This is a genomic window from Geminocystis herdmanii PCC 6308 (assembly GCF_000332235.1).
GTDB classification, from domain to species: Bacteria; Cyanobacteriota; Cyanobacteriia; order Cyanobacteriales; family Cyanobacteriaceae; genus Geminocystis; species Geminocystis herdmanii.
Window position 1 is genome coordinate 1,520,316 of sequence record NZ_CM001775.1, and the last position, 22,392, is coordinate 1,542,707.

Annotated in this window: 26 protein-coding genes and 1 pseudogene; 10 read left to right on the top strand and 17 right to left on the bottom strand. The window is 33.1% G+C overall.

All coding sequences use genetic code 11. The features are described from left to right. Positions 1-57: 57 nt before the first annotated feature. The gene (locus SYN6308_RS07720) at positions 58-507 is read left to right on the top strand and encodes a hypothetical protein (RefSeq protein WP_017293867.1); all 450 of its coding nucleotides are present in this window, start codon (positions 58-60) and stop codon (positions 505-507) included. Here SYN6308_RS07720 and rfbD read toward each other — a convergent pair whose 3' ends face one another. After that, positions 508-1,401, bottom strand: coding sequence for a dTDP-4-dehydrorhamnose reductase (gene rfbD, locus SYN6308_RS07725; RefSeq protein ID WP_017293868.1), 894 nt, complete (start codon positions 1,399-1,401; stop codon positions 508-510). Positions 1,402-1,476: 75 nt separating this feature from the next. Here rfbD and SYN6308_RS07730 point away from each other — a divergent pair, with 75 nt between their 5' ends. The 3 genes from SYN6308_RS07730 to SYN6308_RS07740 are packed head-to-tail and all read left to right on the top strand — an operon-like array spanning position 1,477 to position 2,838. Then, on the top strand, positions 1,477-1,716 hold the full coding sequence (locus SYN6308_RS07730; protein WP_017293869.1) for a hypothetical protein: 240 nt from the start codon (positions 1,477-1,479) through the stop codon (positions 1,714-1,716). A 43-nt stretch (positions 1,717-1,759) separates the two neighbouring features. Further along, entirely contained in the window at positions 1,760-2,107 is a 348-nt protein-coding gene (locus tag SYN6308_RS07735) for an NINE protein (RefSeq protein WP_017293870.1), read from the top strand. Between the two features lie 26 nt (positions 2,108-2,133). After that, positions 2,134-2,838: a helix-hairpin-helix domain-containing protein gene (locus tag SYN6308_RS07740; protein WP_017293871.1), complete on the top strand. Its 705-nt coding sequence runs from the start codon at positions 2,134-2,136 to the stop codon at positions 2,836-2,838. A 143-nt stretch (positions 2,839-2,981) separates the two neighbouring features. Here SYN6308_RS07740 and SYN6308_RS07745 read toward each other — a convergent pair whose 3' ends face one another. From SYN6308_RS07745 to SYN6308_RS07765, 5 genes and pseudogenes are all read right to left on the bottom strand, one after another. Beyond that, the gene (locus SYN6308_RS07745; protein ID WP_017293872.1) at positions 2,982-6,167 is read right to left on the bottom strand and encodes a type ISP restriction/modification enzyme; all 3,186 of its coding nucleotides are present in this window, start codon (positions 6,165-6,167) and stop codon (positions 2,982-2,984) included. 70 nt (positions 6,168-6,237) lie between these two features. Beyond that, entirely contained in the window at positions 6,238-8,223 is a 1,986-nt protein-coding gene (uvrC, locus tag SYN6308_RS07750; RefSeq protein WP_017293873.1) for an excinuclease ABC subunit UvrC, read from the bottom strand. A gap of 306 nt (positions 8,224-8,529) precedes the next feature. Next, on the bottom strand, positions 8,530-8,757 hold the full coding sequence (locus SYN6308_RS07755) for a type II toxin-antitoxin system HicB family antitoxin (RefSeq protein WP_017293874.1): 228 nt from the start codon (positions 8,755-8,757) through the stop codon (positions 8,530-8,532). Positions 8,758-8,759: 2 nt separating this feature from the next. Beyond that, positions 8,760-8,903: pseudogene (locus SYN6308_RS25465) on the bottom strand (type II toxin-antitoxin system HicA family toxin); the annotation flags it as partial. 177 nt (positions 8,904-9,080) lie between these two features. Continuing rightward, positions 9,081-9,488, bottom strand: coding sequence for a hypothetical protein (locus tag SYN6308_RS07765; RefSeq protein WP_017293876.1), 408 nt, complete (start codon positions 9,486-9,488; stop codon positions 9,081-9,083). 33 nt (positions 9,489-9,521) lie between these two features. Here SYN6308_RS07765 and mrdA point away from each other — a divergent pair, with 33 nt between their 5' ends. Next, positions 9,522-11,321 (top strand): penicillin-binding protein 2, encoded by a 1,800-nt coding sequence (gene mrdA, locus SYN6308_RS07770; RefSeq protein WP_017293877.1) that lies wholly within the window; start codon positions 9,522-9,524, stop codon positions 11,319-11,321. A 65-nt stretch (positions 11,322-11,386) separates the two neighbouring features. Here mrdA and SYN6308_RS24845 read toward each other — a convergent pair whose 3' ends face one another. The 4 genes from SYN6308_RS24845 to SYN6308_RS25270 are packed head-to-tail and all read right to left on the bottom strand — an operon-like array spanning position 11,387 to position 13,438. Beyond that, positions 11,387-11,560, bottom strand: coding sequence for a type II toxin-antitoxin system HicA family toxin (locus tag SYN6308_RS24845; protein ID WP_017293878.1), 174 nt, complete (start codon positions 11,558-11,560; stop codon positions 11,387-11,389). A 2-nt stretch (positions 11,561-11,562) separates the two neighbouring features. Continuing rightward, the gene (locus tag SYN6308_RS23825; protein WP_017293879.1) at positions 11,563-11,730 is read right to left on the bottom strand and encodes a type II toxin-antitoxin system HicB family antitoxin; all 168 of its coding nucleotides are present in this window, start codon (positions 11,728-11,730) and stop codon (positions 11,563-11,565) included. Between the two features lie 20 nt (positions 11,731-11,750). Then, positions 11,751-12,386 (bottom strand): IS66 family transposase, encoded by a 636-nt coding sequence (locus SYN6308_RS25265; protein WP_306301637.1) that lies wholly within the window; start codon positions 12,384-12,386, stop codon positions 11,751-11,753. Next, the gene (locus SYN6308_RS25270; RefSeq protein WP_202803878.1) at positions 12,350-13,438 is read right to left on the bottom strand and encodes a hypothetical protein; all 1,089 of its coding nucleotides are present in this window, start codon (positions 13,436-13,438) and stop codon (positions 12,350-12,352) included. Before SYN6308_RS25270 ends, SYN6308_RS25265 begins: the two co-directional genes overlap by 37 nt. 350 nt (positions 13,439-13,788) lie before the next feature. On the opposite strand from SYN6308_RS25270, the gene SYN6308_RS07800 reads away from it, so the two are divergent. After that, complete coding sequence (locus SYN6308_RS07800) at positions 13,789-14,760, top strand: DUF4351 domain-containing protein (RefSeq protein WP_017293880.1); 972 nt, start codon at positions 13,789-13,791, stop codon at positions 14,758-14,760. Positions 14,761-14,837: 77 nt separating this feature from the next. Here the strand turns inward: SYN6308_RS07800 and SYN6308_RS07805 are convergent, their stop codons facing one another. Both SYN6308_RS07805 and SYN6308_RS07810 read right to left on the bottom strand, forming a co-directional pair. Then, a complete protein-coding gene (locus tag SYN6308_RS07805) occupies positions 14,838-15,605 on the bottom strand; it encodes an energy-coupling factor ABC transporter ATP-binding protein (RefSeq protein WP_017293881.1) in 768 nt (255 codons plus the stop codon). Positions 15,606-15,609: 4 nt separating this feature from the next. Beyond that, positions 15,610-16,938, bottom strand: a complete 1,329-nt coding sequence (locus SYN6308_RS07810) for a TRAP transporter large permease (RefSeq protein ID WP_017293882.1) — start codon at positions 16,936-16,938, stop codon at positions 15,610-15,612. Positions 16,939-17,190: 252 nt separating this feature from the next. On the opposite strand from SYN6308_RS07810, the gene SYN6308_RS24850 reads away from it, so the two are divergent. Both SYN6308_RS24850 and SYN6308_RS07820 read left to right on the top strand, forming a co-directional pair. Continuing rightward, entirely contained in the window at positions 17,191-17,349 is a 159-nt protein-coding gene (locus SYN6308_RS24850; protein WP_017293883.1) for a hypothetical protein, read from the top strand. Further along, complete coding sequence (locus SYN6308_RS07820; RefSeq protein ID WP_237741297.1) at positions 17,349-17,516, top strand: type II toxin-antitoxin system HicA family toxin; 168 nt, start codon at positions 17,349-17,351, stop codon at positions 17,514-17,516. The genes SYN6308_RS24850 and SYN6308_RS07820 overlap by 1 nt, the downstream gene beginning before the upstream one ends. On the opposite strand, the gene SYN6308_RS07825 is transcribed toward SYN6308_RS07820, so the two are convergent. The 4 genes from SYN6308_RS07825 to SYN6308_RS07840 form a co-directional block, all read right to left on the bottom strand. Further along, positions 17,513-18,556 carry a sensor histidine kinase gene (locus SYN6308_RS07825; RefSeq protein ID WP_052312631.1) on the bottom strand — a complete coding sequence of 348 codons (1,044 nt, stop codon included), beginning with the start codon at positions 18,554-18,556 and terminating at the stop codon, positions 17,513-17,515. The two genes, SYN6308_RS07820 and SYN6308_RS07825, sit on opposite strands and share 4 nt — an antisense overlap. Positions 18,557-18,660: 104 nt before the next feature. After that, positions 18,661-18,801, bottom strand: a complete 141-nt coding sequence (locus tag SYN6308_RS24855; protein WP_017293886.1) for a hypothetical protein — start codon at positions 18,799-18,801, stop codon at positions 18,661-18,663. Next, positions 18,794-19,096, bottom strand: a complete 303-nt coding sequence (locus tag SYN6308_RS07835; RefSeq protein ID WP_017293887.1) for a BrnT family toxin — start codon at positions 19,094-19,096, stop codon at positions 18,794-18,796. Before SYN6308_RS07835 ends, SYN6308_RS24855 begins: the two co-directional genes overlap by 8 nt. A 108-nt stretch (positions 19,097-19,204) precedes the next feature. Next, positions 19,205-20,026, bottom strand: a complete 822-nt coding sequence (locus SYN6308_RS07840; RefSeq protein WP_017293888.1) for a Cof-type HAD-IIB family hydrolase — start codon at positions 20,024-20,026, stop codon at positions 19,205-19,207. A gap of 229 nt (positions 20,027-20,255) precedes the next feature. Here SYN6308_RS07840 and SYN6308_RS07845 point away from each other — a divergent pair, with 229 nt between their 5' ends. Next, a complete protein-coding gene (locus SYN6308_RS07845) occupies positions 20,256-20,576 on the top strand; it encodes a DUF6825 family protein (protein ID WP_017293889.1) in 321 nt (106 codons plus the stop codon). Positions 20,577-20,637: 61 nt separating this feature from the next. Here SYN6308_RS07845 and ntcA read toward each other — a convergent pair whose 3' ends face one another. Then, a complete protein-coding gene (ntcA, locus tag SYN6308_RS07850) occupies positions 20,638-21,315 on the bottom strand; it encodes a global nitrogen regulator NtcA (protein WP_017293890.1) in 678 nt (225 codons plus the stop codon). A gap of 156 nt (positions 21,316-21,471) precedes the next feature. Here ntcA and fabI point away from each other — a divergent pair, with 156 nt between their 5' ends. Further along, entirely contained in the window at positions 21,472-22,257 is a 786-nt protein-coding gene (gene fabI, locus SYN6308_RS07855; protein WP_017293891.1) for an enoyl-ACP reductase FabI, read from the top strand. Positions 22,258-22,392: the final 135 nt, after the last annotated feature.

Genomic DNA, 22,392 nt, shown 5'->3' on the forward strand with positions numbered 1-22,392 from the left:
TAAATTTGGGGTAATTAATTTTAAAATATCAACAAAAAATTATCTAATTAATAAAATATGAGAAGACGATCGAAATCGAATAAAGTAGAATTAGAATTATTCCCATTTTTATCAGTATTAGCTTGTACTATTGGTAGTTTAATTTTACTAATTATTGTGGTTAGTACAGAAACATTAAATGACAATCCAGAAGTAACAATTATTGCCAAAAGTGAAGGGGGATTTAATCAGAAAAAACAACCTCGTTATATTGAATGTAAAGAAGATGGAATTGTTATCTATCCTAGTCAAGAATTTGTTTCTAAAAATGAGATGAATAAACCTAATTCTAAACTAGCTAAGTTTATCAAAGAAATTAAACAAAATAAAGATAAAGAATATATTATAGTAGCAGTTCGACCTAGTGGCATAGAAGTTTTTGATACCCTAAGGGATATAATTATGAAAGAAGAAATTGATATAGGTTACGAGCCCATAGAAGAAGATTGGATTTTAAAATTTGAGTAACTAATCTTCATTATCATTAATAGTTTTATGGAAATATTTAGCTAAAGAATCTTGCCAATAACTAGGAATAAAATCTAAATCTTGACTAATTTTTTTTGTACTTAAAACAGAATAAGCTGGACGTTTTGCTGGGGTAGGATATTCAGAAGTGTTAATAGGTAATATCTCTTTTACTTTTAAATTATAGTCTAATTTTTGAGCATATTTAAAAATATTTATTGCAAAATCATACCAACTGCATACACCTAAATTAGTAAAATGATAAACTTTTTGACTATTTTTTTCATCATAAAATTGAGTAATTAACTTATTAATAACTAAAGCTATATCTTCCCCATAGGTAGGGCAACCAACTTGATCTATTACTACTTTTATTTGTTCTCTTTCTTTCCCTAATCTTATCATAGTTTTCAAAAAATTTCCTTTCCCATAAATACCATAAACCCAAGCAGTTCTTAGAATGATATAATTATCGCTATTATTTTTTATATTTGCTTCTCCTAATAATTTACTTTTACCGTAAATACCTAAAGGATTAGTTAAATCTGTTTCTAAATAGGGAGTATTTGCTTTACCATCAAAAACATAATCAGTGGAAATATGAATAAATTTTGCTTTAATTTTATTACTTTCTTCGGCGATTATTTTAGGCACGATCGAGTTTATTTGGTAAGCTAAATCAGGTTGAGATTCGGCTTTATCTACCGCCGTATAAGCAGAAGCATTGACAATAATATTTGGTTTTATTTCGTGGATAGTTTGCCTAATTTTATCATCATTAGTTAAATCAACGAGAGTTCGATCGAGCTTAATTAATTGTCCAATATTTGGTAAAGTATAAGTTAATTCTGTGCCAACTTGTCCAAGACTCCCAAACAATAAAATTTTAGTCATAATTATTAATAAAATAAACAAATTAGAAATTTCTTAGGTACAATAAAAAAATCAAGATCAAAATTTTGTCAATGTATGAAAATTTTAGCAAAAAAAAGAACTCGATGGAAATTATCTCAAGGTTATTCGTGGGAGTTAGGGATATTTCTACTATTGGGGTTATCTATATTTTGTCTCAATTCCTTTTTAGAACTTAATTATTTTCTGAAAAATTATCTCTTGATTTTAGAAATTCAGAGTTCGATCGTCATTGTTTATTTTACCATGATGAAGTTAAGAAAAATCAAAAAAAGTAAAAAATATTTACAAAATTAGTAACTAACCTTTTATTAAGTAAATTGAAAGATAAATAATTAAGATGAAAAATAAAAATGTCGCTATTCTTTTAACCTTTTTTCTTGGTTATATAGGTATCCATAAATTTTATTTAGGTAATAATTTTGCAGGAGTTTTATATCTATTATTTTCATGGACTTTTATCCCTGCATTATTATCAATTTTTGATTTTATTGGGTTATTATTAATGTCAGATCAAACTTTTAATGCTCAATATAATTTAGGCGGTACATCATTTAATCCAGCATATTTACCACCTAAAACAGAGAGTATGAAAACTTTATCTGAACTTAAAAAACTTTATGATCAAGGTATCATAACTGCGGAAGAATACGAAGAAAAAAGAAGAAAATTTTTAGATTCCATATAAAATTTAGTCAAAAAAAATAAAGTATTATGGCTTATCATAAAGACTGGTTTAATAAAAATCCTCCTTGGTTATGGTGGTCTTTTTTGCCTATTTTTGGTGGTGTTTCTTTAGTTTATGCAGGATGGAAAAGTAAAACAAATTCATGGTTATTCTTAGGGGGAGGATTAACATTTGTTTGTCTTCTATTTTCCTCTTTATTACCATCATCAGTATATTTATTTTGGTTAGCACAAATTATTATTGCTTTTCAAATTAAACAAACTTATTTGATAAAAACTGCCCCAAAAGGGGTATTAATTCCTTCCGTTAAAATTGCTCAATTAATGGCAGAATATCGAGGACAAATTGATATAAATAATTGTTCTAAAGATGATATTGTGTATCAATTAGGCTTATCAATTATTCATGCTAATGACATTGAATCTTTAAGAAATGAAGGTTATATGTTTATGGATATTGATGATTTATCGGAAGTAGCTGGAATACCAGAAAATATTTTGAGACGCATCGAGCCTTTAATGATTTTTGGTTATGATTTAAGGAAAGAAGCAGATGTTTCTTGGCGAAGATTAAATAGTTTAACGATCGAAGAATTAATGATTTATAATATCAGGGAAGAAGATGCAAAAAAAATTGTGTTGGAGAGAACAAAAAAAGGACAATTTACCTCTTTATTAGACGTAAGAAAACGTACGGGAATCCCCATTCAAGTTTATCGTCATTTAGCTTAATTTTTCCATGGTTTTACCATAACGATTAAGTGGAATTTATCAATAATTAAATATATAGCATATTTCTTAAACTCGATCGAATTTTGAATTGATTTTTTGTAAGAATTTGGTTTCCTTAAACGGGTTATTATGGGATAAAACTATCAGGAATTACTCATCTGTTTGATAATTTTCATTGTCTCTATACTTACAGTTGTTACTCTCATTAATAAATCTATTACTTGCTCTTTATAATCAGCAAAATAGTAATTATTGAACTTTTCTGCTATGGTTTTATCCTTCGGTTTTTTCTCTTTATATTGATCTAAAATCCACTCTAAAGCACTACGATTTCCTAATTTATATTCCCATGCTAAAGGCGGAATTTCTGTTAAGGTTGTTACCTCATCAATAATAATTTTATGGTTAACTTTATCAGCTTTTAATTTAACTTTTATTGTTGCTTCAGCATTTTTTAAAGATAAATCAATTCTGATTAAATTATAAGGTTTAATAGTTTCATAATTAAGGTGTAAATCCATCAATTTTTTACCCCAATGCGCCCATTGCCAAAAATCATCATAAAAGGGTATTCTCGGAAACTCTCTCTTTAAATTTAACTCATATTTTTCCCGATATTCTGGGTTATGTAAAACCCCATAAACATAATAAAAAATATCCTCTTTTTCAATCTTATGTTTTATCTCTTGATTCTCTTTATCCGTAAAACAGGCATCCTGCCTGTTATCCTCCGACGGGCTAGAAGCCCGTTTTACGTTATGATAGTATTCTCTGAATTTTGTTAGGGCATAATCTGTTATATTATCAATTCTCTCTCTATTTTCATAGCGATATAATGACAAACATTGAGTTTTTTCAAGAATATCTAAACAAAATATTTGTTTTGTAACTAACACCGAAAATAATTTAGATGAACTTGTACCCGAAAAGGTTATTAATCGATTATCCTGAGTTAAATTTTTACAAAATAGTTCATAATGATTAGAGGTTAATCTATCAGATAATATTTTTTCTGCATAATAAAATTTACTAACAAAAGGGCGATAATAAAACTTTATTATTAAGTTATTGTCAAAAATTAACTTAGTTAAATTTGATAAATTATTTTTTAAAGTAGCACTCCATTTGATACTATAATCTAATTTATTTTCTCTATTATTTAATTCTTTTAAAGAGTTATAAGTTTTAATAAAATACTTAATTTTGTCAACTAAATTTTTCTCATTTTCATCTATTACCCATTCATCTCTAGCCGTCACAACGCCATTAGAATATAATTTAAAAATTGCATTTTCTTCATCAGGTTTTTTAGTTAACTTTGTCTCTTTATTAGCTACTGGAATTAATCGATCGAAATCATTATCATCAGCTAAATTAATCCAATTATTATTTTTATCGGGATTAATAGTTTGAAAAACAATTTGTTCTAACTTATTAGTATTTAAAAACTTTAATTTATCGTAAGCTATTTCTAATTCTGGTCTTCTAGTATAAAATATTTTACAAGATGATTTGTTCTCTTTTTCTTTCACTAAAAATATAATAGCAACCCCTGTTTGAATACCAAAAACATTATGAGTTGTACCCGATAATTTCGGATTTTTTCTCACATCTCCCCCTAAATCGATGATATAAATATAGTCAAAATCATCCCTAACAACTTTACGAAAACCATCGAATGTTCTAGCATCAATGAAAGATGAATTAGTAATAAAAGCAATAATTCCCTCATTATTTAACCTATCACTTGCCCATCGATAAAAACGAGAATACATATCATAAACCTTTGTTTTTTGGGCATTACTTTCTTTAACATAAGTCTCTTTTATGCGTTTATCTATATCAGGATATTCCCGATTTTTATTATTATCATTCTCATTTTGTTGATTAGCATTATAGGGAGGATTGCCAATAATTACGGATATTTTTTTCTCATTTTGTCGCTTAATTCTCTCCGTATTTTCCTGACTCATAGCAAACAAATCAAACTGTTTTCCGCCGAAGTTGCTATGATCTAAAGTATCCATTAAACAGATATTATTAAACTCTAAATACTCTCCTGTTTTCTGCTGATAAGTATATTCAATGTTGAGATTTGCAATATAATAAGGCAAAATTGACATCTCATTACAGTGAATCTCATTTCTATATTTATATTCAATATCTCTTGCTAATAAATAGTATAATATTTCTGTAATAAAAGTACCAGTACCCGTACAAGGATCAAGTATTTCTACGTCCTTATCTCCCAATGTTTTATCAAAGTGTTTTTCTAATAAATGATTGGTACTTTCTACCATAAATTTAACAACCTCATTAGGAGTATAAACTATGCCTAATCTGTCTGCTTCTTTAGGATTATAGGCTTTATAAAAGTTCTCATAAACTACTTTCAAAAACTTTTGTTTTTCTTGATGATTAACGATACTTGAAGCGGTACGAATAATGGCGTTATAATAACTTTGAATCGTCTTAAAAGTATTCTTTTTAACGCTACCACTAAAGAAAGTTTTGATGACTTCATTTAATTGTTTAGCGATGTTATTTTCTTGATGAAATTGGGCATCACTGAAAATATTGGTAAAAATATCCTCTGTCAAAATATGCTGAATAATCATCTCTCGAATATCATCTATTGTGATGTCTGGATTGATGGATTCTTGACAGACTTTTAAGAATTTATCCCTTGCTGAAATGAATTTTTCATTTTTTGCCCCTAAATCCCCAAACTTGGGGACTTGTTGATATTCTCCCCCAGAATTGGGAGAAGGGGGGCAATCCGCAGAATTAGAGGAATGAAGGTCTTGACGATCGATCAATTTTCTGAGAGTATCAATTATGGTGGGTAAATCTTGACTAAAATTGCTGATAGCCTGACGAAAATCTTTGACTTCTGCCCTTTCGTAGTCTAAAAATTGATTAAGTAAAGTATCTAAAGCATCATCATCCGCCATGTTAATACGGAGGGATTCCGTGCCATTTTGGATTAAGACGGCGGTTTTCGTATCTTCAAAAAGAATATTATCGTTAGGATAACCTTTCTTAAATTTTGCTTCAATTTCAGCATCTAAAGAGTCTTTTTCGTCTTTTGCTTCCCAATATCCCCAATCAAGACGCAAAGCATCTTTGACAATACCATCAAGGCGAATGGGTTTATTTAAACTGCTGTTAATTGTTAATTCCTCCACCAATAAAAAATCCTTGCCCTTACAATAACCATTAAGTAAGGTTGCAAAAGCGTAACGAATTGAGCCTTCGTTGTTGCTACCGCCGTATATTTTACGGCTTTCTAAGTCTCGGCGATATTGATGGATAAGAGTTTTTGACATAATTAAAATAATTGGCAAATTTTTGGGATAGTTTTGTGACTAATGAGACATCTAAGTTATCAAAAGATTATTAGAAATTGGGATGAAAATAATCATAAATATTTTGAGCTAAATTATCTCCAATTCCCGACACTTCTTGCAGTTGTTTAACACTAGCTTCCCTGATATAATCGATCGAATGAAAGTGAGATAATAACAATTTTTGACGTTCAAATCCTAAGCCGATAATATCATCTAAGATCGATCGACGACTAGCTTTTAATCGCTGTTGACGATGGAAAGTCACCGCAAAACGATGGGCTTCATCTCTCAATCTGCGTAATAATTGTACCCCCATTTGCTCCTTATTAGTTGATAAAGGTTGAGATTGATTAGGGATAAAAATTTCTTCTCTTTTTTTAGCTAAACTAATAACGTTAATTTTGGAAGATAAATTCATTTCTTCTAACACTTCCCATACCGAAGAAAGTTGTCCTTTTCCTCCGTCAATTATCACTAAATCTGGGTATTCTTCCGTTTTAGAAAAGCGTCTTTTAATGATTTCTTGAAGGGAAGCAAAATCGTCAGAATGTCCTATTTTTATGTCTGGATTTTGTATTTTATAATGGCGATAATGTTGTTTTGCAGGTAAACCATCGATAAAGACAACCCTTGAAGCAACAGCATTTGAACCTTGTATATGAGATATATCATAACCTTCGATGCGTCTTGGGAGAGTAGATAAATCTAAAATTTTCGCTAAATCTTCCATAGCTTGTAAATTAGTTTGCGTAAATTTTTGACTCCTTTCTAACTCAATTTGTGCGTTTCTTTCTACCATAGAAATTAACTCTGCTTTTTGCTGTTTTTGAGGAGTGATAATAGTAACTTTTTTACCTTTTTTTTCTCTTAACCAATTAGTTAAAATTTCTTCTTGGGGTAAGTTATATTGTACTAAAATTTCTGAGGGGATTTCTAGGGAGTCAATATTAGAATAATGTTCTTCTAAAACTCTTTGTAGAATCTCTCCTTTATCATCATTTTTATTATTACTAGAATCTTGGTATTTATCACTAATAGTTTGAGATTCCTTAGCTATCGATCGAAATGACATTTTTCCCTTATTATTGTATAAATCTTGTTCATATTTCTCGTTAATATTAATAGTTTGAGACTCATTTTTTGTCTGTGAAAATGAGGTTTTTTCATTGCTTAAATTATCAGTAAAAAAGCCTAATCTGCTAATTAATTTTCCTGCCCGAATCTGGAATAATTGAATGCAAGTATGTTTGTCGTCTTGAGCTAGTGCGATCGCATCTCTGGAAATAGTATCATCAGGTAAAGCTACTTTTTGAGTAGTAAATAATTGAGTTAAACTGCGAATTTGATCTCGATATTTACTCGCTTTTTCAAACTCTAAATTCTCGGCACAATTTGCCATTTTTTCTGTCAATTGTTGCAGTAATTCATCAATTCTTCCCTGAAAAATTAAGGCAATTTTATTGATAATTTCTCGATAGTCTTCAGAAGTAATTAAATTTTGACAAACTCCGGGGCATTTTCCCATATCATAGTTCAAACAAGGACGATTTTTATATAGGGGTTTCGATCGTTGTCTCAGGGGAAAAGTGCGTTTAATAATCTCAAGGGTATCTTTTAGTTTACCACTATCTACATAAGGACCATAATATCGATCGAGCTTACTATTTAAGCGCCTTTTACGGGTAATAAAAATACGAGGATAATCTTCAGACCATGTTATACAAATATAAGGGTATTTTTTATCATCTTTTAAAAGTACATTAAAATGAGGCTGATGTTGTTTAATTAAATTCGCCTCTAAAGCTAAAGCCTCCGCTTCGGTATCCGTAACAATAAATTCAATATCTCGAATTTGTTGCACCATTAAAGCAATTCTGTTGCTATGTTTTTGACTGGCATTAAAATAAGATTTGACTCTATTTTTTAAGTTTTTAGCTTTACCAATATAAAGAATATTACCCTGTTTATCCTTCATAAAATAAACCCCAGCATCAGAGGGTAAATTAGTTAAAATTGTCGATAAATTTTCATCCATAAAATTGATAATAATAGCAAATATTGTAATCCTAAATTATTTGGTTAATGAGGGCAAACAGATTCTGATTGTTTATTTGTAAGCTCTATAAAAATTTCATGATCTGTAATAAAATGATAGTTATTGACTCTTACATCTGAAAAATTAATAAGTTGAGTGATAAAATGAAGAGAAGAATTAAAGGGTATAAAAAAAAAATTTTGATACTAAAAAATATACTTATTTTAACTATATAAAAAATTTGAAGTAGATAAAGACTTTGGGATAGCTTAAAATACCTCTATTTGATTTCGGTTTATCATATCATTAACTATAAGCTAATTTACGAGGTGCTATGGGAATTTCTAAACCTTTAGCGATAAAATCTTCTTTTACCATTTCCCATGCCGTTTGTAATTCTATTAATGCTTCCTCTGAAGTATCTCCAAAAGCAGAGATGTTTGGCATTTCCACAAAATGGCATAACCAATCACCATTCTCATCGACATAAAGATTAATGGTGAATCCGTCAAAATCATAATTATTGATACTCATAGTTATATTTCCTCTTGATAATTAAAAAATTGTTTGACTTGATAAACTTTAGCTTTGCCGTCTTTTTGAGGTTGAATTGGTAAGGGTTGATTTTGAGGGGAATACCACAAACGATGACTACCTTTTTGACGGCTAAATTGCCAACCACATTGTTGTAATCAAGTTTTAAATTCAGCAAAGGTAAGATTCTGAGGATTAGTTTTTGCTTTCTGCCATAATTTATCTTTTTTCGTCATATATTGATGATTGTCAGAAATTCATTAAAATCACTAGAGTTAGACATCGTCAAGATGTTTATAAAAACTGATTAATTCTCTTACTATTTAACAATAGCGCACGGACTGCTCCAACGATCGAGGCTCTCCTGTTTCAGCGTCAGTATTATGACAAGCAAACATCATTTTAGCAGAAATTTTCGTAAATTCAATACGATCGTCCTCTTTTTGTAAAATATAACCTCGTAACTCTTTAATAGGTAGATTTGTATATTCATCTACTTCATCAGTGAACGATCGTAAAATAATCGAGCCTTGATTTTTCACACCTTTTGATAAACGTAACATAAATAGCTCTCTAACACCTTTTTGATAACCATAAATTACTTTCTGTTTTTTGCGTTCTAAATCTACCACAAAAACTTCCCCATCACTGTCAAGAAAAGTAACAATGGCACTAGAATTACAATGGGATTCTAATTCAAATAGTAAAGATGATAAGCTATTTTGGATCATAATAGGAATAATTACTCAATCAATAATAATTACATGGGATTAGCAAATTTAGTCAAAAAGCCAGTAAGAAAAACCACTTTTAGAGTTAATGAGCCGAAAAAAATTTGGTTAACAGTGGGACAAAAAGATCAACCTATCTTTATTATGATCTTAATTAGTCTTTTTTTATTCGGCGCTATCGGTCTTCGTCTAGGATACCTACAAATAGTCGAGGGTGACAAGTATTCCCAAAAAGCTGATAGTAACCGTACTAAAATTATTCCTAAACCCCCTGTAAGAGGTAATTTGTTCGATCGAAAAGGACGTATTTTGAGTGCTACTAAACTATCTCATTCAGCTTACTTGTGGCCTGCCGTACAAAAACAGGAAAACTGGTTAGAAATTCGATCGATGTTAAGCAATATTCTTAACATATCAGAAGACAAATTGCAAGAATTGTTAGAAAAAGAAGGTTATGATTCTCCCACCTTAGTCAGAATTGCTCGTAACCTAACCCCAAAACAAATTACCGCCATAGAAGAAAATCGTAACATCCTCTCAGAAGTCGAAGTGGACACCGACACCGTTAGATATTACCCCCACGGCAAAATTGGTTCTCATGTTTTAGGTTACACCAGAGAAATTAATGGCGATGAATTAAAAGCTAGACAAAGTGAAGGATATCGCATGGGGGATGTCATCGGTAAAATGGGAGCAGAAGCTGGTTTAGAATCCCAATTACGAGGGGAATGGGGAGGAATCCTCATGGAAAGAGATGGTAGTGGAAAAGTTATACGAAAACTGGGCATTAAAGAAGCCAAAGCAGGAAATGATGTCACCTTAACCATCGATTTAGAATTACAAAAAGTAGCCGAAAAAGCCCTAGGGGAAAGAAAAGGGGCAGTAGTCGCCTTAGATCCTCGTGATGGTGGAGTTTTAGCCATGGTGAGTTATCCAGCCTTTGATCCTAACATCTTTTCAGGACGCATCACCGAACAAATTTGGCAAGAAGTACAAGGAAAAGGCAACCCTTTCATTAACCGTGCCGTTGTGGGATTCCCTCCAGCTTCCACCTTTAAAATCGTCACCGCCACCGCAGGAATGGAATCTGGTAAGTATAAACCATCAACCATATTACCTACCTATGCTTATCTTAGGGTAGGAGGTACAGCCTTTGGAGAGTGGAATCGATCGGGCTTTGGACCCATGGGTTTTGTAAGTGCTATGGCGTGGAGTAGCAACACATTTTTTGGACAAATCGGCAACGGTATCGGGGGAGAAAAACTCATCGAATGGTCAAGAAAATACGGTTTTGGTAGCCCTACCGGCATCGAATTAAAAGAAGAAAGCGCAGGATTAATTGCAGATAATGAATGGAAACAAAAGCGTTTTAACTGGGATTGGACAGTGGGAGATACCGTTAATATGTCGATCGGACAAGGTTTTACCCTAGCAACTCCATTACAAGTAGCAGTAATGTTTGCTGTACCTGCCAACGGTGGTTATCGAGTCGTACCCCATTTAGAACAAGATAAAGCTACTTATATGAGTAAACGAGAATCCCTTAACATTAAACCCGAAACCATCAAAGCCGTTAAAGAAGGATTACGAGCCGTCATTACTAGAGGGACAGGAGGAAAAGCCGCCTTATCAGGTGTTGCCGTAGCGGGGAAAAGTGGCACTGCCGAAGCCCCTCCGGGAAAATCCCATGCTTGGTTTGGAGCTTATGCCCCCTACGAAAATCCTGAAATTGTAGTAGTGGCTTTTGTGGAACACTCAGGAGGAGGCGGAGGCTCAACAGCGGGTCCGATCGTGCGGGAGGTTTTAGAGGCTTATTTCAAAAGCCCTAAGTAAGGTGCTAATTTTTCATGAAAAAAACTCGATCGTTCTTTAGTAGTGCGATCGAACTCCCCAAACTCTCAAAACTCCATCACTAAAAGTGGCGCTGCACGATCGAACCTTCCCAAAACTCGATCGAACCTTCCCAAACTCCCTAAAATAATATGACTTCCTTTTTGGGAATCAACAATAAAATCAATTTTTTCTAAAGCCTTAACACATTTTTTCCCAGAAATGACAGGTAATGAAGGCATTGCTAAATTTTGATTACCTCATAACGATCTTCAGGGATTAATTCCCCATCTTGAATTAAAGACTCAATATAAAGTTCCATCGCTTCTTGTATATTAGAGATAGCTTCTTCACGAGTTTTTCCTTGACTGATGCAACCGGGTAAACTAGGAATTTCAACGTATCCACTCAATAGTTAGGGGTAAGGCAGGATTAAACTTGCCAAGATTCACCCCAAAAATTAAAGGATGATTTTTCTTCAATGATGGTTGCTAGAGGTGGAATGTTTCTAGTTTCAGAAATACGGTCAGCCACATATTCAAAAAAGCTAATTCCCAATTTACGAGTAGTATCAACCAAAGATATAAAAGTATCCCAAGCCTTTGTACCAAGTTCAGTTTGAGTGCCATAACTAATATTACGCCGTTGCACCATTGTTCTCGCCGCTAACTCGGCGGGATTATTATGTAATGGTAATTCTGGATGCTCTAATACCAATAGCAACTCCTTGTTTTTCGCTCTGGTTAATTCTTTCCTCTGATCTAATTCTTGATAACCACTGTGAGAACTAAATATTTCTCGAAATTCTGATTTTAGTTTGCTGGCCATTTCCTCATTTGGACATTCTCGATAAGTTAATAATTTCCTGTAATAATTCCAAAAATCATCTAAGAATTGCTCTAGTAGTTTTTGATGACAACCGATTAATGGATTTAACTTTTTATAATGTCGTCCTTCATGAACCCAACATAAACTTAACTCCTCCGTTAGTAGCTTAAATTGTGGAGCATCATCACAAATCAGTGTTTTGATTATGGGGCAATCACTTTGCTGATGATAATACGCAATGGCTGATGCTTCTTTGACTCGGTTACGTTGTACTTTCCCAAGCCTCTCAAATGTTCATCAAGAAGAATATTAAATTTTTCTTCATCTAATACTGTTTCTTGGGGTAATTGACTCAAAGCATTTTTCCATTTGATGGGCAATCCAAAAATATCTAATAATTGATAACTTTCTGGATTTAAAATAAAATTTAGTGAGGTACTAGAAAGCAAACATTTAATTACATTTAATCGATCTTTCTTCTGTGTGGTGGAATAAATACTGTAAAGTGGGTTACAAATAACATTGGTGGTGTAATTTTCCCCTCCCACACGAGAACCTGTTTGGTCAAAATGTTGCCATGGAGTACTGGCTAACCCTGAATAATACACTTGTCTTTGTTCTTCAGAAAAACCATCCTGATTCTTGATTAAGATATTTGATATTTGACCTGTGGAAATTGAAATACCTATATTCGACATAAATTCAGATACCTTACTTTGAGTCATATTCCCACCATAATATAAGCTGATAACTAAAGATTTTATACCCGGTCCAAATTGTCCCTCATATCCTGATGGTAGTTTGGATAAATAGGTTTTTTTTGTGCTAGGTGAGTAGTATTTTTTCTTCCGAAATTTGATATTATCTGTTACTAACTTAATATCTTGAACTATTACTTCTTCGTAACCTTTAAAGATTGCATCTTTTGGTAATTGGTCTTCATCGTAATCTAATACTTCTTCTCGATCTATTTTGATGTTTTGATTCTTTTTACTTTTTGATTTGTGCTGAGAAATTTTCCTTTCTTTTTCAGAAGAATAGTTTTCATTCTTATTCCCTTTGTTTTTGGATTTAATCTCTGGTTTTCCTTGCTCTCCTTTGAGACGGTTATTCTCGTTCTTTAAAAGTTGATTTTCTGTTTCTAATTTTTTAACTTTCCGATTAAGTTCTTCTAGCAGATTGAGTAGCATTTCTACTGATATACGCAAATCATCATCGGCAATTAATTGAGGGTCAATCCTTTGCAGTAATTGTGATGTTGACAATAAATTAACTGATTCTGTTTGCATCATATTTTATATTCTATGACAGATGGTCTATATTGTGAACTTTTTTCTTTTTTCTCACAAACCACTAATTATTGAGCTGATACATTTCAACTACATAGTATCCATCTTCACCCAATGATAAAAGAATTGTTCGGTTAATTTTTGGAGACGTTTGTAACATTTGATTTAAACAAAGTTTCTGAAAATAAACTTAGATTTAATTATAATCTATTAAACTATTCTACACACCTATTTATAATCGATCGAACCTCCCCAAAACTCGATCGCACCCTCTCCAAAACTCGATCGAACCCTATAACCTCGATCGTTCTTTAGTTATAATACTTGAATAAATTTGACAATAAATTCAATTAATGACAGAAATAAACGCTAATTATGATGAACCTTGGAAGGAGGCGATCGGAGATTACTTCGATCGATTTCTCGACTTCTTTTTTCCAGAAGTATATAATCTCATTGACTGGTTAAAACCAGTAACATCTTTAGATAAAGAATTACAGAAAATTACTGCCGATTCCGATGATAGTAAAAGATTGGTGGATAAACTGTTTCAAGTATGTTTGAAAGATAAACAAGAAGTGTGGATTTTAGTTCATATCGAAGTCCAAAGTCAGTATGACACAGACTTCAATCAACGAATGTTTATTTACCATTATCGTAGCTTTGACTTGTATCGGAAACCAGTGATTAGTCTTGCTATACTAGGAGATGAAAAAGAAAAATGGCGACCATCCAATTATGGTTATGATTTAGGAGGATGTAAATTAAAGCTAGATTTTCCCACAATTAAACTATTAGATTATCAAAAAAAATGGGCAGAATTAGAAATAAATTTAAACCCTTTTGCCATGATGATAATGGCACACTTAAAAACCAAAGCAACCACCAGTAATTTAACAGAAAGAGAACAATGGAAATGGTATCTAATCAGGAGTTTATACGATAAAAAATACAGTAAATTAGAAATAGTAAAACTGTTTAAATTTATCGACAGCATGATGACTTTACCGCCATTGTTGCAACAAAGTTTGAATCAAAAAGTTATTAAATACGAGGAGGAAAAAGTTATGCCCTTAGTTAGCCCTTTTGAAAGAATGGCGGAAGAAAGAGGTTTAGAAAAAGGTTTACAAGAAGGTTTACAGCAAAGGATCGATCGAGATAAGGAATTAATTATTCGTTTAATTCACAGAAAATTAGGAGTAATTAATGAAGATTTACAAACTCAAGTAAAAGCTCTAAATATTGATGATTTAGAAACCTTAGCTGAGGATTTATTTGATATGGATTCTGTGGAAAATTTACAACAATGGTTAAGTAAGTTCTAATTTTTATCTCTAAAAAAAATCAGTAGCTTGAAAGATAGCTACTTTCAGTAGTTCGAAAAACAGATTTTAGAAATCACTTACTTTTTTCCTTGAGTTAATTTTAATTCTAGGGGAATATCAAGGTCTAATTCTTCCAGTAGTTTTTTTTGACCAAAAACTTCATCAGGTGTGCCTTGTAGAGCGATTTTACCCTTATCCATGACGAAAATCCAGTCTGCCCAACCGTAGATAAAATCGAGATCGTGAGTAGCTAATAAAATAGTTGTACCTTCGATCGAGATTTGTTGTAAGTGTTTAATTAATTCCTTTCTTTGTTTCGGATCGAGGTATGCTGTAGGTTCATCTAATAATAATATCTTAGGTTTAAGAATCATCACATCGGCGATGGCAAGGCGTTTTTTTTGTCCTAAACTGAGATAATTAACGGGAAAATGAGCTAATTCTTCTAAATTAAAATCTTTTAAGGTGTTAGCTACTCTCACAGAAATTTCTGCGTCAGGGATTCCTAAATTACATAAACCATAGGATAAATCTTCTTCAACGGTAGTCGCTACTAACTGTTGTTCTGGGTCTTGAAATACTAAGCCTACTTGTTGATACCACTGTTTAAAAAACTTTCGATCGATCCCATGATAATTATACTTTAAAGGTTGACCACCACAGCGAATCACTCCATGACTAGGACGATATAAACCATTAGCCAATCGTAAAAAAGTCGTTTTACCTGAGCCATTATTACCGATTAAGCCGTAACGTTTGCCTTCTTTTAACTCTAAAGAAAGGTTATTAATAGTTGGTTTTTGACTACAGGGATAAGTGTAAAATACTTGGTCAAATTCTATCATTTAATTATAAAGATAAAGAGGGTAAAAATGTTACTAAGGGGGGAAAAATAATGATTAATAATAATACTAATAACTGTAATAAAATAAAAGGAATTACGCCTTTATAAATATCGATCGTTTTTATCTCAGGGGGAGCAACTCCTCGTAAATAAAATAAAGCAAAACCAAAGGGGGGAGTTAAAAAAGATGTCTGTAAATTAGCCCCTAAAATCACCCCATACCATAATAAATCTATGCCTAAAATCTTCGCTACAGGGGCAAAAATAGGTATAACAATAAAGGCTATTTCAAAAAAATCAATAAAAAACCCTAAAATAAAAATAACCAACATATTAATAGCTAAAAAACCCCATTTTCCTCCGGGTAAATTAACTAATAATTCTTCCATAAATCGATCGCCCTCAATACCCCTAAATACTAAACTAAATGCCGTTGAACCGAGTAAAATAAACATAACCATCGATGTAATTCTCATGGTGGATTCACAGGCTTTTTTTAGGGCATCCCACGTTAAATGTTTATTAAAATAAGCTAAAATCATCGCCCCTAACGATCCGATCGCACCTGCTTCCGTAGGTGTTGCGACTCCAAAAAAGATACTCCCCAACACCAAAGCAATGAGAATCAAAGGGGGAATCATCGCTTGATAAACCCTAACCCATAAAGCCTTACTCCCAATATTTCTAACTTCCAAAGGTAACGCAGGGGCAGTGTCAGGGCGAATCCATGCTACAATCAACACATGAACAGCAAAAGCACCAGCCATCATCAATCCGGGGATAAGTGAGCCGATAAACAAATCCCCTACAGGAGCGCCTAATTGATCAGCTAATACTACTAAAACCACACTAGGAGGTATAATTTGCCCTAAAGTGCCACTAGCGGCGATAACTCCCGTTGCTAACTGTTTGTTATAGCCATAGCGAAGCATGATAGGTAAAGAAATCAACCCCATTGCAACGACTGTCGCCGCCACAACTCCCGTCGTTGCAGCCAATAATGCACCTACCACCACCACCGCTAAAGCCAAACCGCCTCTGATTCTGCCGAATAAAATGCCCATAGTTTCCAGCAATTTTTCCGCAATGCCCGTAATTTCCAACATTGACCCTAAAAAGATAAAATAGGGAATAGCTAAAAGAGTATAGTTAGACATAATGCCAAAAATACGGGAGGGCATGGCACTAAAAAAAACAGGATCAAAAACCCCTAAAATTGAGCCAATAATAGCAAAAATCAGCGCCACTCCCCCAAGGGAAAAAGCAACGGGATAGCCAAAGGATAAAAATAATAATGCCCCCGCAAACATTAATAATCCTAGCCAATCATACATAATCAATAGGGAATTAGGAAGAGCGAATGAATAATAATAAGTATCACTAAAATAGAATTTAATTCCTATAGTCCTCTTATCTTATCGTCTTATATTGACCTATTTATATCTGAGAGTAAATTAAATCACCAGAATATCAGTATGAGTCATGTTTAATGCCGTACTGAGTGTTGCTATTCTCACGGCTGGATTAACACCATTTCCGTCTATATCGAAGAATAACCCTCCATTATTGGTATTATAGAAGAAACGATGATCAGGACTACTCGCCGAAGAGCTAAAGAAGAATTACTCATTAGTTTAAAAGAGGCTGTAACAGATATTATTGAGCTTCGTCGTCAACAAGCTAGAAGAGAAATGACAAATGACTATGAAGAAGTTTTATTGGCAATATCAAAAGAAGTGAATTAATCCGTTATCTTTCTAAAAATGATTGTGAATTATTAAGAGAAGGTTCTCGTCACTCTATTTGGGAAAACAAAAAAATGGGCAATATGACAGCTATTCCCAGACATAGTGAAATCAAAGAATTAATGGTTAAAAAAATATGTAAAGACCTTGATATACAATATCCTTAGGTAAGGGGAATACTAAAACGAAATGTTGTACCTTCATGGAGTTTGCTTTCTACTTCTATCTGTCCGTTTTGTAATTCTACTAATTTCTTGACGATCGCCAACCCAATACCACTACCTCCAGAATAGCTCGATCGAGATCGATCGGCACGCCAAAATCTCTCAAAAACATGGGGTAAATCTTCCTCTGCAATGCCTAACCCCGTATCAATGATGTAAATCCATAGATAAGGTGATTTTACTTCGGTTTTCAAGGTTATACTACCTGTTTCTGTATAACGAATGGCGTTACCGATAAGATTTACTAAAATTTGTTGAGTTCGATCGAGATCACCCATAATAAAAGGTAAAGTAGAAGGACAATCAAGAGTTAAAATAGGGCCATCCTCCAAAAGTTGATCCGAAAATCGCTCCACTAAAGACTCTAAAAGAGGACGTATATCAAAGGATTTTAAATCAATAGAGAGATAACCTGCTTCCGCTTGAGATAATTCCTGTAAATCTCTGGTTAAACGTTCTAACCTCCTCGTTTCTCCGACTAAACTTAAATATAACTCTGGAGTGCCTTCAATATCTCCTGAGGCTAATTCTTCTAAATATCCCCTTACCACCGTTAAAGGAGTGCGCAATTCATGGGTTAAGTCACTGACTAAATCTCGGCGCCGTTTTTCCACATCTTCCAAACTACTAGCCATGCGATTAAAACTCACACTGAGTTGATTTAACTCAGGGATTTCACTATCAGGCATTCTTTCTAACCAATCCCCTGCCGCAAAATGTTGGGTTATATCCTTCATCTTGTCGAGGGGTTGCATAATTTTTTGACTGACATAATAGCTTAAATACCCCGCCGCTCCTGCTCCTACAACTAATGACCAAAATGTACTACGATTCCAAGCAGTCTCAAACCCTTCTATTAAGTAGGTTTTAGCCGATCGAACCGTCATAAATCCTTTCTTCTCTAATTGTTCCAAACGAAATACAAAAAACTGAGGAGAGGAAAATTTAGCGATAAAAACAAACGTACCTAATCCCACCATCATCACCGCTAAATGGGAGAGAAAAAGTCTTGTACCTAATGTTAATTTTTTACTCACAAGCTATAGTTAATCGAGAATACCGAAAAGAGTAGTAATTGTATCGATATTTAATTTTTGAATAAATGAGAATAATCAACTACCTTACCAGTTTTTAACATTTCATCGGTTAATGCTGGTATATCAGTATAATCAATGTCGTCATCATTTTTATACTTTTCCCGAAGTTGATCTGCCCTTTCCTTACTCATTATTTTTGTCTTTTTGCCGACTGTTTTCATATCTTTTTTTCTCTTTTTTATTTGCAAATCTAGTTGAGATTATTCTTATCTTACCATTACGAAAAGTATAAACCACCGTCAGAAATAAGTTTTCTCTGTTTTTACCTGTGGCAATATACCTTACTTCACCGTAGTCTTGTCGATTATCTACATATTCAATAATCGGACTCAGAAAAATTTCTCTAGCTTCATCAAAACTGATACTATGCTTATCCTGATTCTTGTTATCTTTTTCGTCATCCCATTCAAAATTATCATCTTCCATAAAATAAATTTTAATGATTACATTTATATAAATTAAATAATTTTTATCTTCCCTTTTTACTAAGCTAAGACACTTCTTAGCTTATTCTCAACTCGATTAATTCCTCATTCATTCAATTAATAGTCGATCGATCACATGAGCAACTCCATCATTTTCTACGTCTTGGGTGACAGTGGAGGTAATATCTTTGACTTCTTGGGGTGCGTCTCCCATAGCGACACTAAAACCAGCATATTTTAACATAGTTAAATCATTAAAATTATCACCAATAGTCATAATTTCTGCCCTAGAATATCCTAATATTTTCTCTGTTAAATACTGCACCGCCATACCTTTATTCACCCCAGTATCGGTGACTTCCAGATAAATGGGGTTAGACTGAGTTAAAAATACTTCTTCTTCATGATAGATGTTTTTTAATTCTGTTAACATTTGAGTAATTAAATCAGAATCTAGGCTTGATGCTAAAATTTTTGTGGGATTTTCTTGCAAAAGACTATTAAAATTTTCTACTAAATTAGCAGGAGTTCCAGATCGATCGACATAATATTCAGTATTTTTAGTTATTTTTTCTACATATAATTTATCATCAAAATAAAGATGAATTTCTATATCATGTTCTATTTGTTTATCCTTAAAATAAGAGATTATTTCTTTAGCGATATTGTGATTAACCGGCTTATGTAATAATATTTCTGAAGTCTCAGGATTCTGTATCCAAGCACCATTATAGCCAATAATAGGTAAGTTAGCCTCTATTTCTTCATGAAATCTTAAAGCTGAACTATACATTCTTCCTGTGGCTAATCCGACTTTTATGCCCCTATTTTTTACTTGATTAATGGCTTTTTTAACTCGATCGTTCACATGATTAGACTTACCTGAAATTGTACCGTCAATGTCTAAAATTAATACTTTAATATTTTTCATTTTATTTTATATTAATAGTTATTTTTTTATAGAATAGTCATTTTTTGAAGAGATTGCTTCGTTACCTCGCAATGACATTTTTATTAGTTTGTAGTAAGGATTTTAACCCTTCTTAAACCAAATATGGTCGAAGTCTATTATATGAGTTACTGAGTCTAAAAGATTATTTTTTACATAAATGGCTGAGGATTGCTATAATTTATTCAAGAATCATTAAGAAATATTACCAATGAGTAACCCCCTAAACGAAGCATTTATTTTTGGAAAAGCCTTTGCCGAAGTTTTTACCGAAAAGGTTGAGGATAGTTTAACAAATCTTCTCAGTGATATTGGTAAGTTTGACACTGAAACTAGGGAAAGATTAAAGGAATTTGCCCAAGAAGTCAAAAACAGGGCGGAAGCGACTAAACAAAGTTCTTCTAATCCTAATACTACCATTACTGTGGAAGCTGACAGTTCGATCGATCTACAGGAGTTATTAGACGAGTTACGTTCAGAAATTGCTCGTTTAAAAGCAGAATTGAACAATTATCGCCAAAAACAACCATAGTAATGGAGAATGGATAATTGAAAATTGAGAATTATCCAGTATCTATATCTACTATCGGATATTAGGCGAATTGTTGACTTAAAGCGACAGGATTATGCACAGTAATTTTTTTCTTGGTAATAGAAATCATGCCGTCTTGTCTTAATTCTCCCAGTAATCTTGTAACTGTCACCCGTGTTGAACCAATGGCTTCGGCGATGGCTTGATGAGATAACTTGAGATCGATCGTGATACCATTAAGGCTAGGAATACCAAAATCTCGACATAGTATCAACAAGAAACTAACCAAACGGGAAGCCATATCACGATGTGCAAGGGTTTCAATCATTAATTCTGTTTGTAAAATACGAGACGACAGCCCCTGCAACATCAGTCGTGATAATTCAGGATTATCTCTTAACGATCGTTGAAAATGCTCAATGGGTGCTGATAATAATTCTACAGGAGTGAAAGCCACCGCATGATAAAATCGATCGGACTTTTGTCCTGTAATTAAGGAGAGTACGCCAAAAATACTATTTTCTCTCAGTAAAGCAACAGTAATTTCTTCCCCAGCTTCATACACTCGTGACAATTTGACAGCACCCTTCATTAAAAAATATACCCTTTCGGCGGGATCTCCAGGGAAAAAAATCGTTTTACCACGCTCAAATCTTTCTATCACAGGAGTATAAATTCCTGCACCAATTTGACGAAATACGGACGCTAAAGGTTGCTCTTGAGTTGATACTGATTGCATAGGGGATAGTTACTGAATAATATTTAAGGTTCGATCGTACAAAGGACACTTTTTATAAGAAGATAAGTAATTGTAAACTAGATAACTATCAATAACGTAATTAGTTTAATCAATTACTGTCAGATATTACAGAAAATTAAAGAAAAAATCAAGAATATGTTAGATTTAACAAACAAAAATGCCCTTGTCACTGGTATTGCTAATAATAAATCGATCGCATGGGGTATCGCTCAACAACTACATAAAGCAGGAGCAAATATTGGAGTCACCTACCTCCCCGATGAAAAAGGAAGATTTGAGAAAAAAGTAGGAGAATTAGTTGCCCCCTTAAACCCTAGTGTTTTTCTACCCTGTAACGTACAAGATGATGCTCAAATTGATGAAACCTTTGCTCAAATCAAAGAAAAATGGGGACATATTGATATTTTAATTCACTGTTTAGCTTTTGCTCAAAAAGACGACTTAGCAGGAGATTTTAGTAACACTTCCCGTGATGGTTTTAAAACCGCCCTCGATATTAGTGCCTATTCTCTCACCCGTTTAGTACAATCCGCTAAACCCATAATGGCTTCTGGTGGTAGTGTTTTAACTCTAAGTTATTTAGGAGGAGTTAAAGTTATTCCCAACTATAACGTTATGGGTATTGCTAAATCTGCCTTAGAAATGAGTGTGCGTTATCTTGCCTCAGAATTGGGTAGTCAAAATGTAAGAGTCAACGCTATATCTGCTGGTCCTATTCGTACCCTTGCATCTTCAGCCGTTGGGGGAATTTTAGACATGATTCACCATGTAGAAGCCGTTGCACCGTTAAAACGTACAGTAACTCAAATAGAAGTGGGCAACACCGCCGCCTTTTTGTGCAGTGATTTAGCCAGTGGTATTACAGGACAAATTATTTATGTCGATGCAGGTTATGAAATTATGGGCATGACTCAGGGATAATACCTCAGTGAACCATAAAGAAAATGATGAAAACTAGACAGGTGGACAGGTGGACAAGTGGACAGGGAGAAAAATTCTTAATATTTGATGTACTTTTGAGAGAATTTTATTCATTCACAAAAAATATAATCTTCC

What these genes read in the sequence shown, in the direction of transcription:
- SYN6308_RS24845 (WP_017293878.1), bottom strand. Translation starts at nt 11,560, where the DNA reads ATGCCTTCATTACCTGTCATTTCTGGGAAAAAATGTGTTAAGGCTTTA.
- SYN6308_RS07835 (WP_017293887.1), bottom strand. Translation starts at nt 19,096, where the DNA reads ATGGAAGATGATAATTTTGAATGGGATGACGAAAAAGATAACAAGAAT.
- SYN6308_RS07745 (WP_017293872.1), bottom strand. Translation starts at nt 6,167, where the DNA reads ATGTCAAAAACTCTTATCCATCAATATCGCCGAGACTTAGAAAGCCGT.
- SYN6308_RS07825 (WP_052312631.1), bottom strand. Translation starts at nt 18,556, where the DNA reads ATGATGGTGGGATTAGGTACGTTTGTTTTTATCGCTAAATTTTCCTCT.
- SYN6308_RS07845 (WP_017293889.1), top strand. Translation starts at nt 20,256, where the DNA reads ATGAGTAACCCCCTAAACGAAGCATTTATTTTTGGAAAAGCCTTTGCC.
- SYN6308_RS07730 (WP_017293869.1), top strand. Translation starts at nt 1,477, where the DNA reads ATGAAAATTTTAGCAAAAAAAAGAACTCGATGGAAATTATCTCAAGGT.
- SYN6308_RS24855 (WP_017293886.1), bottom strand. Translation starts at nt 18,801, where the DNA reads ATGAGTAAGGAAAGGGCAGATCAACTTCGGGAAAAGTATAAAAATGAT.
- SYN6308_RS25270 (WP_202803878.1), bottom strand. Translation starts at nt 13,438, where the DNA reads ATGATGCAAACAGAATCAGTTAATTTATTGTCAACATCACAATTACTG.
- SYN6308_RS07755 (WP_017293874.1), bottom strand. Translation starts at nt 8,757, where the DNA reads ATGAGTATCAATAATTATGATTTTGACGGATTCACCATTAATCTTTAT.
- SYN6308_RS07765 (WP_017293876.1), bottom strand. Translation starts at nt 9,488, where the DNA reads ATGATCCAAAATAGCTTATCATCTTTACTATTTGAATTAGAATCCCAT.
- SYN6308_RS07805 (WP_017293881.1), bottom strand. Translation starts at nt 15,605, where the DNA reads ATGATAGAATTTGACCAAGTATTTTACACTTATCCCTGTAGTCAAAAA.
- SYN6308_RS07740 (WP_017293871.1), top strand. Translation starts at nt 2,134, where the DNA reads ATGGCTTATCATAAAGACTGGTTTAATAAAAATCCTCCTTGGTTATGG.
- ntcA (WP_017293890.1), bottom strand. Translation starts at nt 21,315, where the DNA reads ATGCAATCAGTATCAACTCAAGAGCAACCTTTAGCGTCCGTATTTCGT.
- SYN6308_RS07735 (WP_017293870.1), top strand. Translation starts at nt 1,760, where the DNA reads ATGAAAAATAAAAATGTCGCTATTCTTTTAACCTTTTTTCTTGGTTAT.
- SYN6308_RS07810 (WP_017293882.1), bottom strand. Translation starts at nt 16,938, where the DNA reads ATGTATGATTGGCTAGGATTATTAATGTTTGCGGGGGCATTATTATTT.
- SYN6308_RS24850 (WP_017293883.1), top strand. Translation starts at nt 17,191, where the DNA reads ATGATCAGGACTACTCGCCGAAGAGCTAAAGAAGAATTACTCATTAGT.
- SYN6308_RS07720 (WP_017293867.1), top strand. Translation starts at nt 58, where the DNA reads ATGAGAAGACGATCGAAATCGAATAAAGTAGAATTAGAATTATTCCCA.
- SYN6308_RS07840 (WP_017293888.1), bottom strand. Translation starts at nt 20,026, where the DNA reads ATGAAAAATATTAAAGTATTAATTTTAGACATTGACGGTACAATTTCA.
- SYN6308_RS07800 (WP_017293880.1), top strand. Translation starts at nt 13,789, where the DNA reads ATGACAGAAATAAACGCTAATTATGATGAACCTTGGAAGGAGGCGATC.
- fabI (WP_017293891.1), top strand. Translation starts at nt 21,472, where the DNA reads ATGTTAGATTTAACAAACAAAAATGCCCTTGTCACTGGTATTGCTAAT.
- mrdA (WP_017293877.1), top strand. Translation starts at nt 9,522, where the DNA reads ATGGGATTAGCAAATTTAGTCAAAAAGCCAGTAAGAAAAACCACTTTT.
- rfbD (WP_017293868.1), bottom strand. Translation starts at nt 1,401, where the DNA reads ATGACTAAAATTTTATTGTTTGGGAGTCTTGGACAAGTTGGCACAGAA.
- uvrC (WP_017293873.1), bottom strand. Translation starts at nt 8,223, where the DNA reads ATGGATGAAAATTTATCGACAATTTTAACTAATTTACCCTCTGATGCT.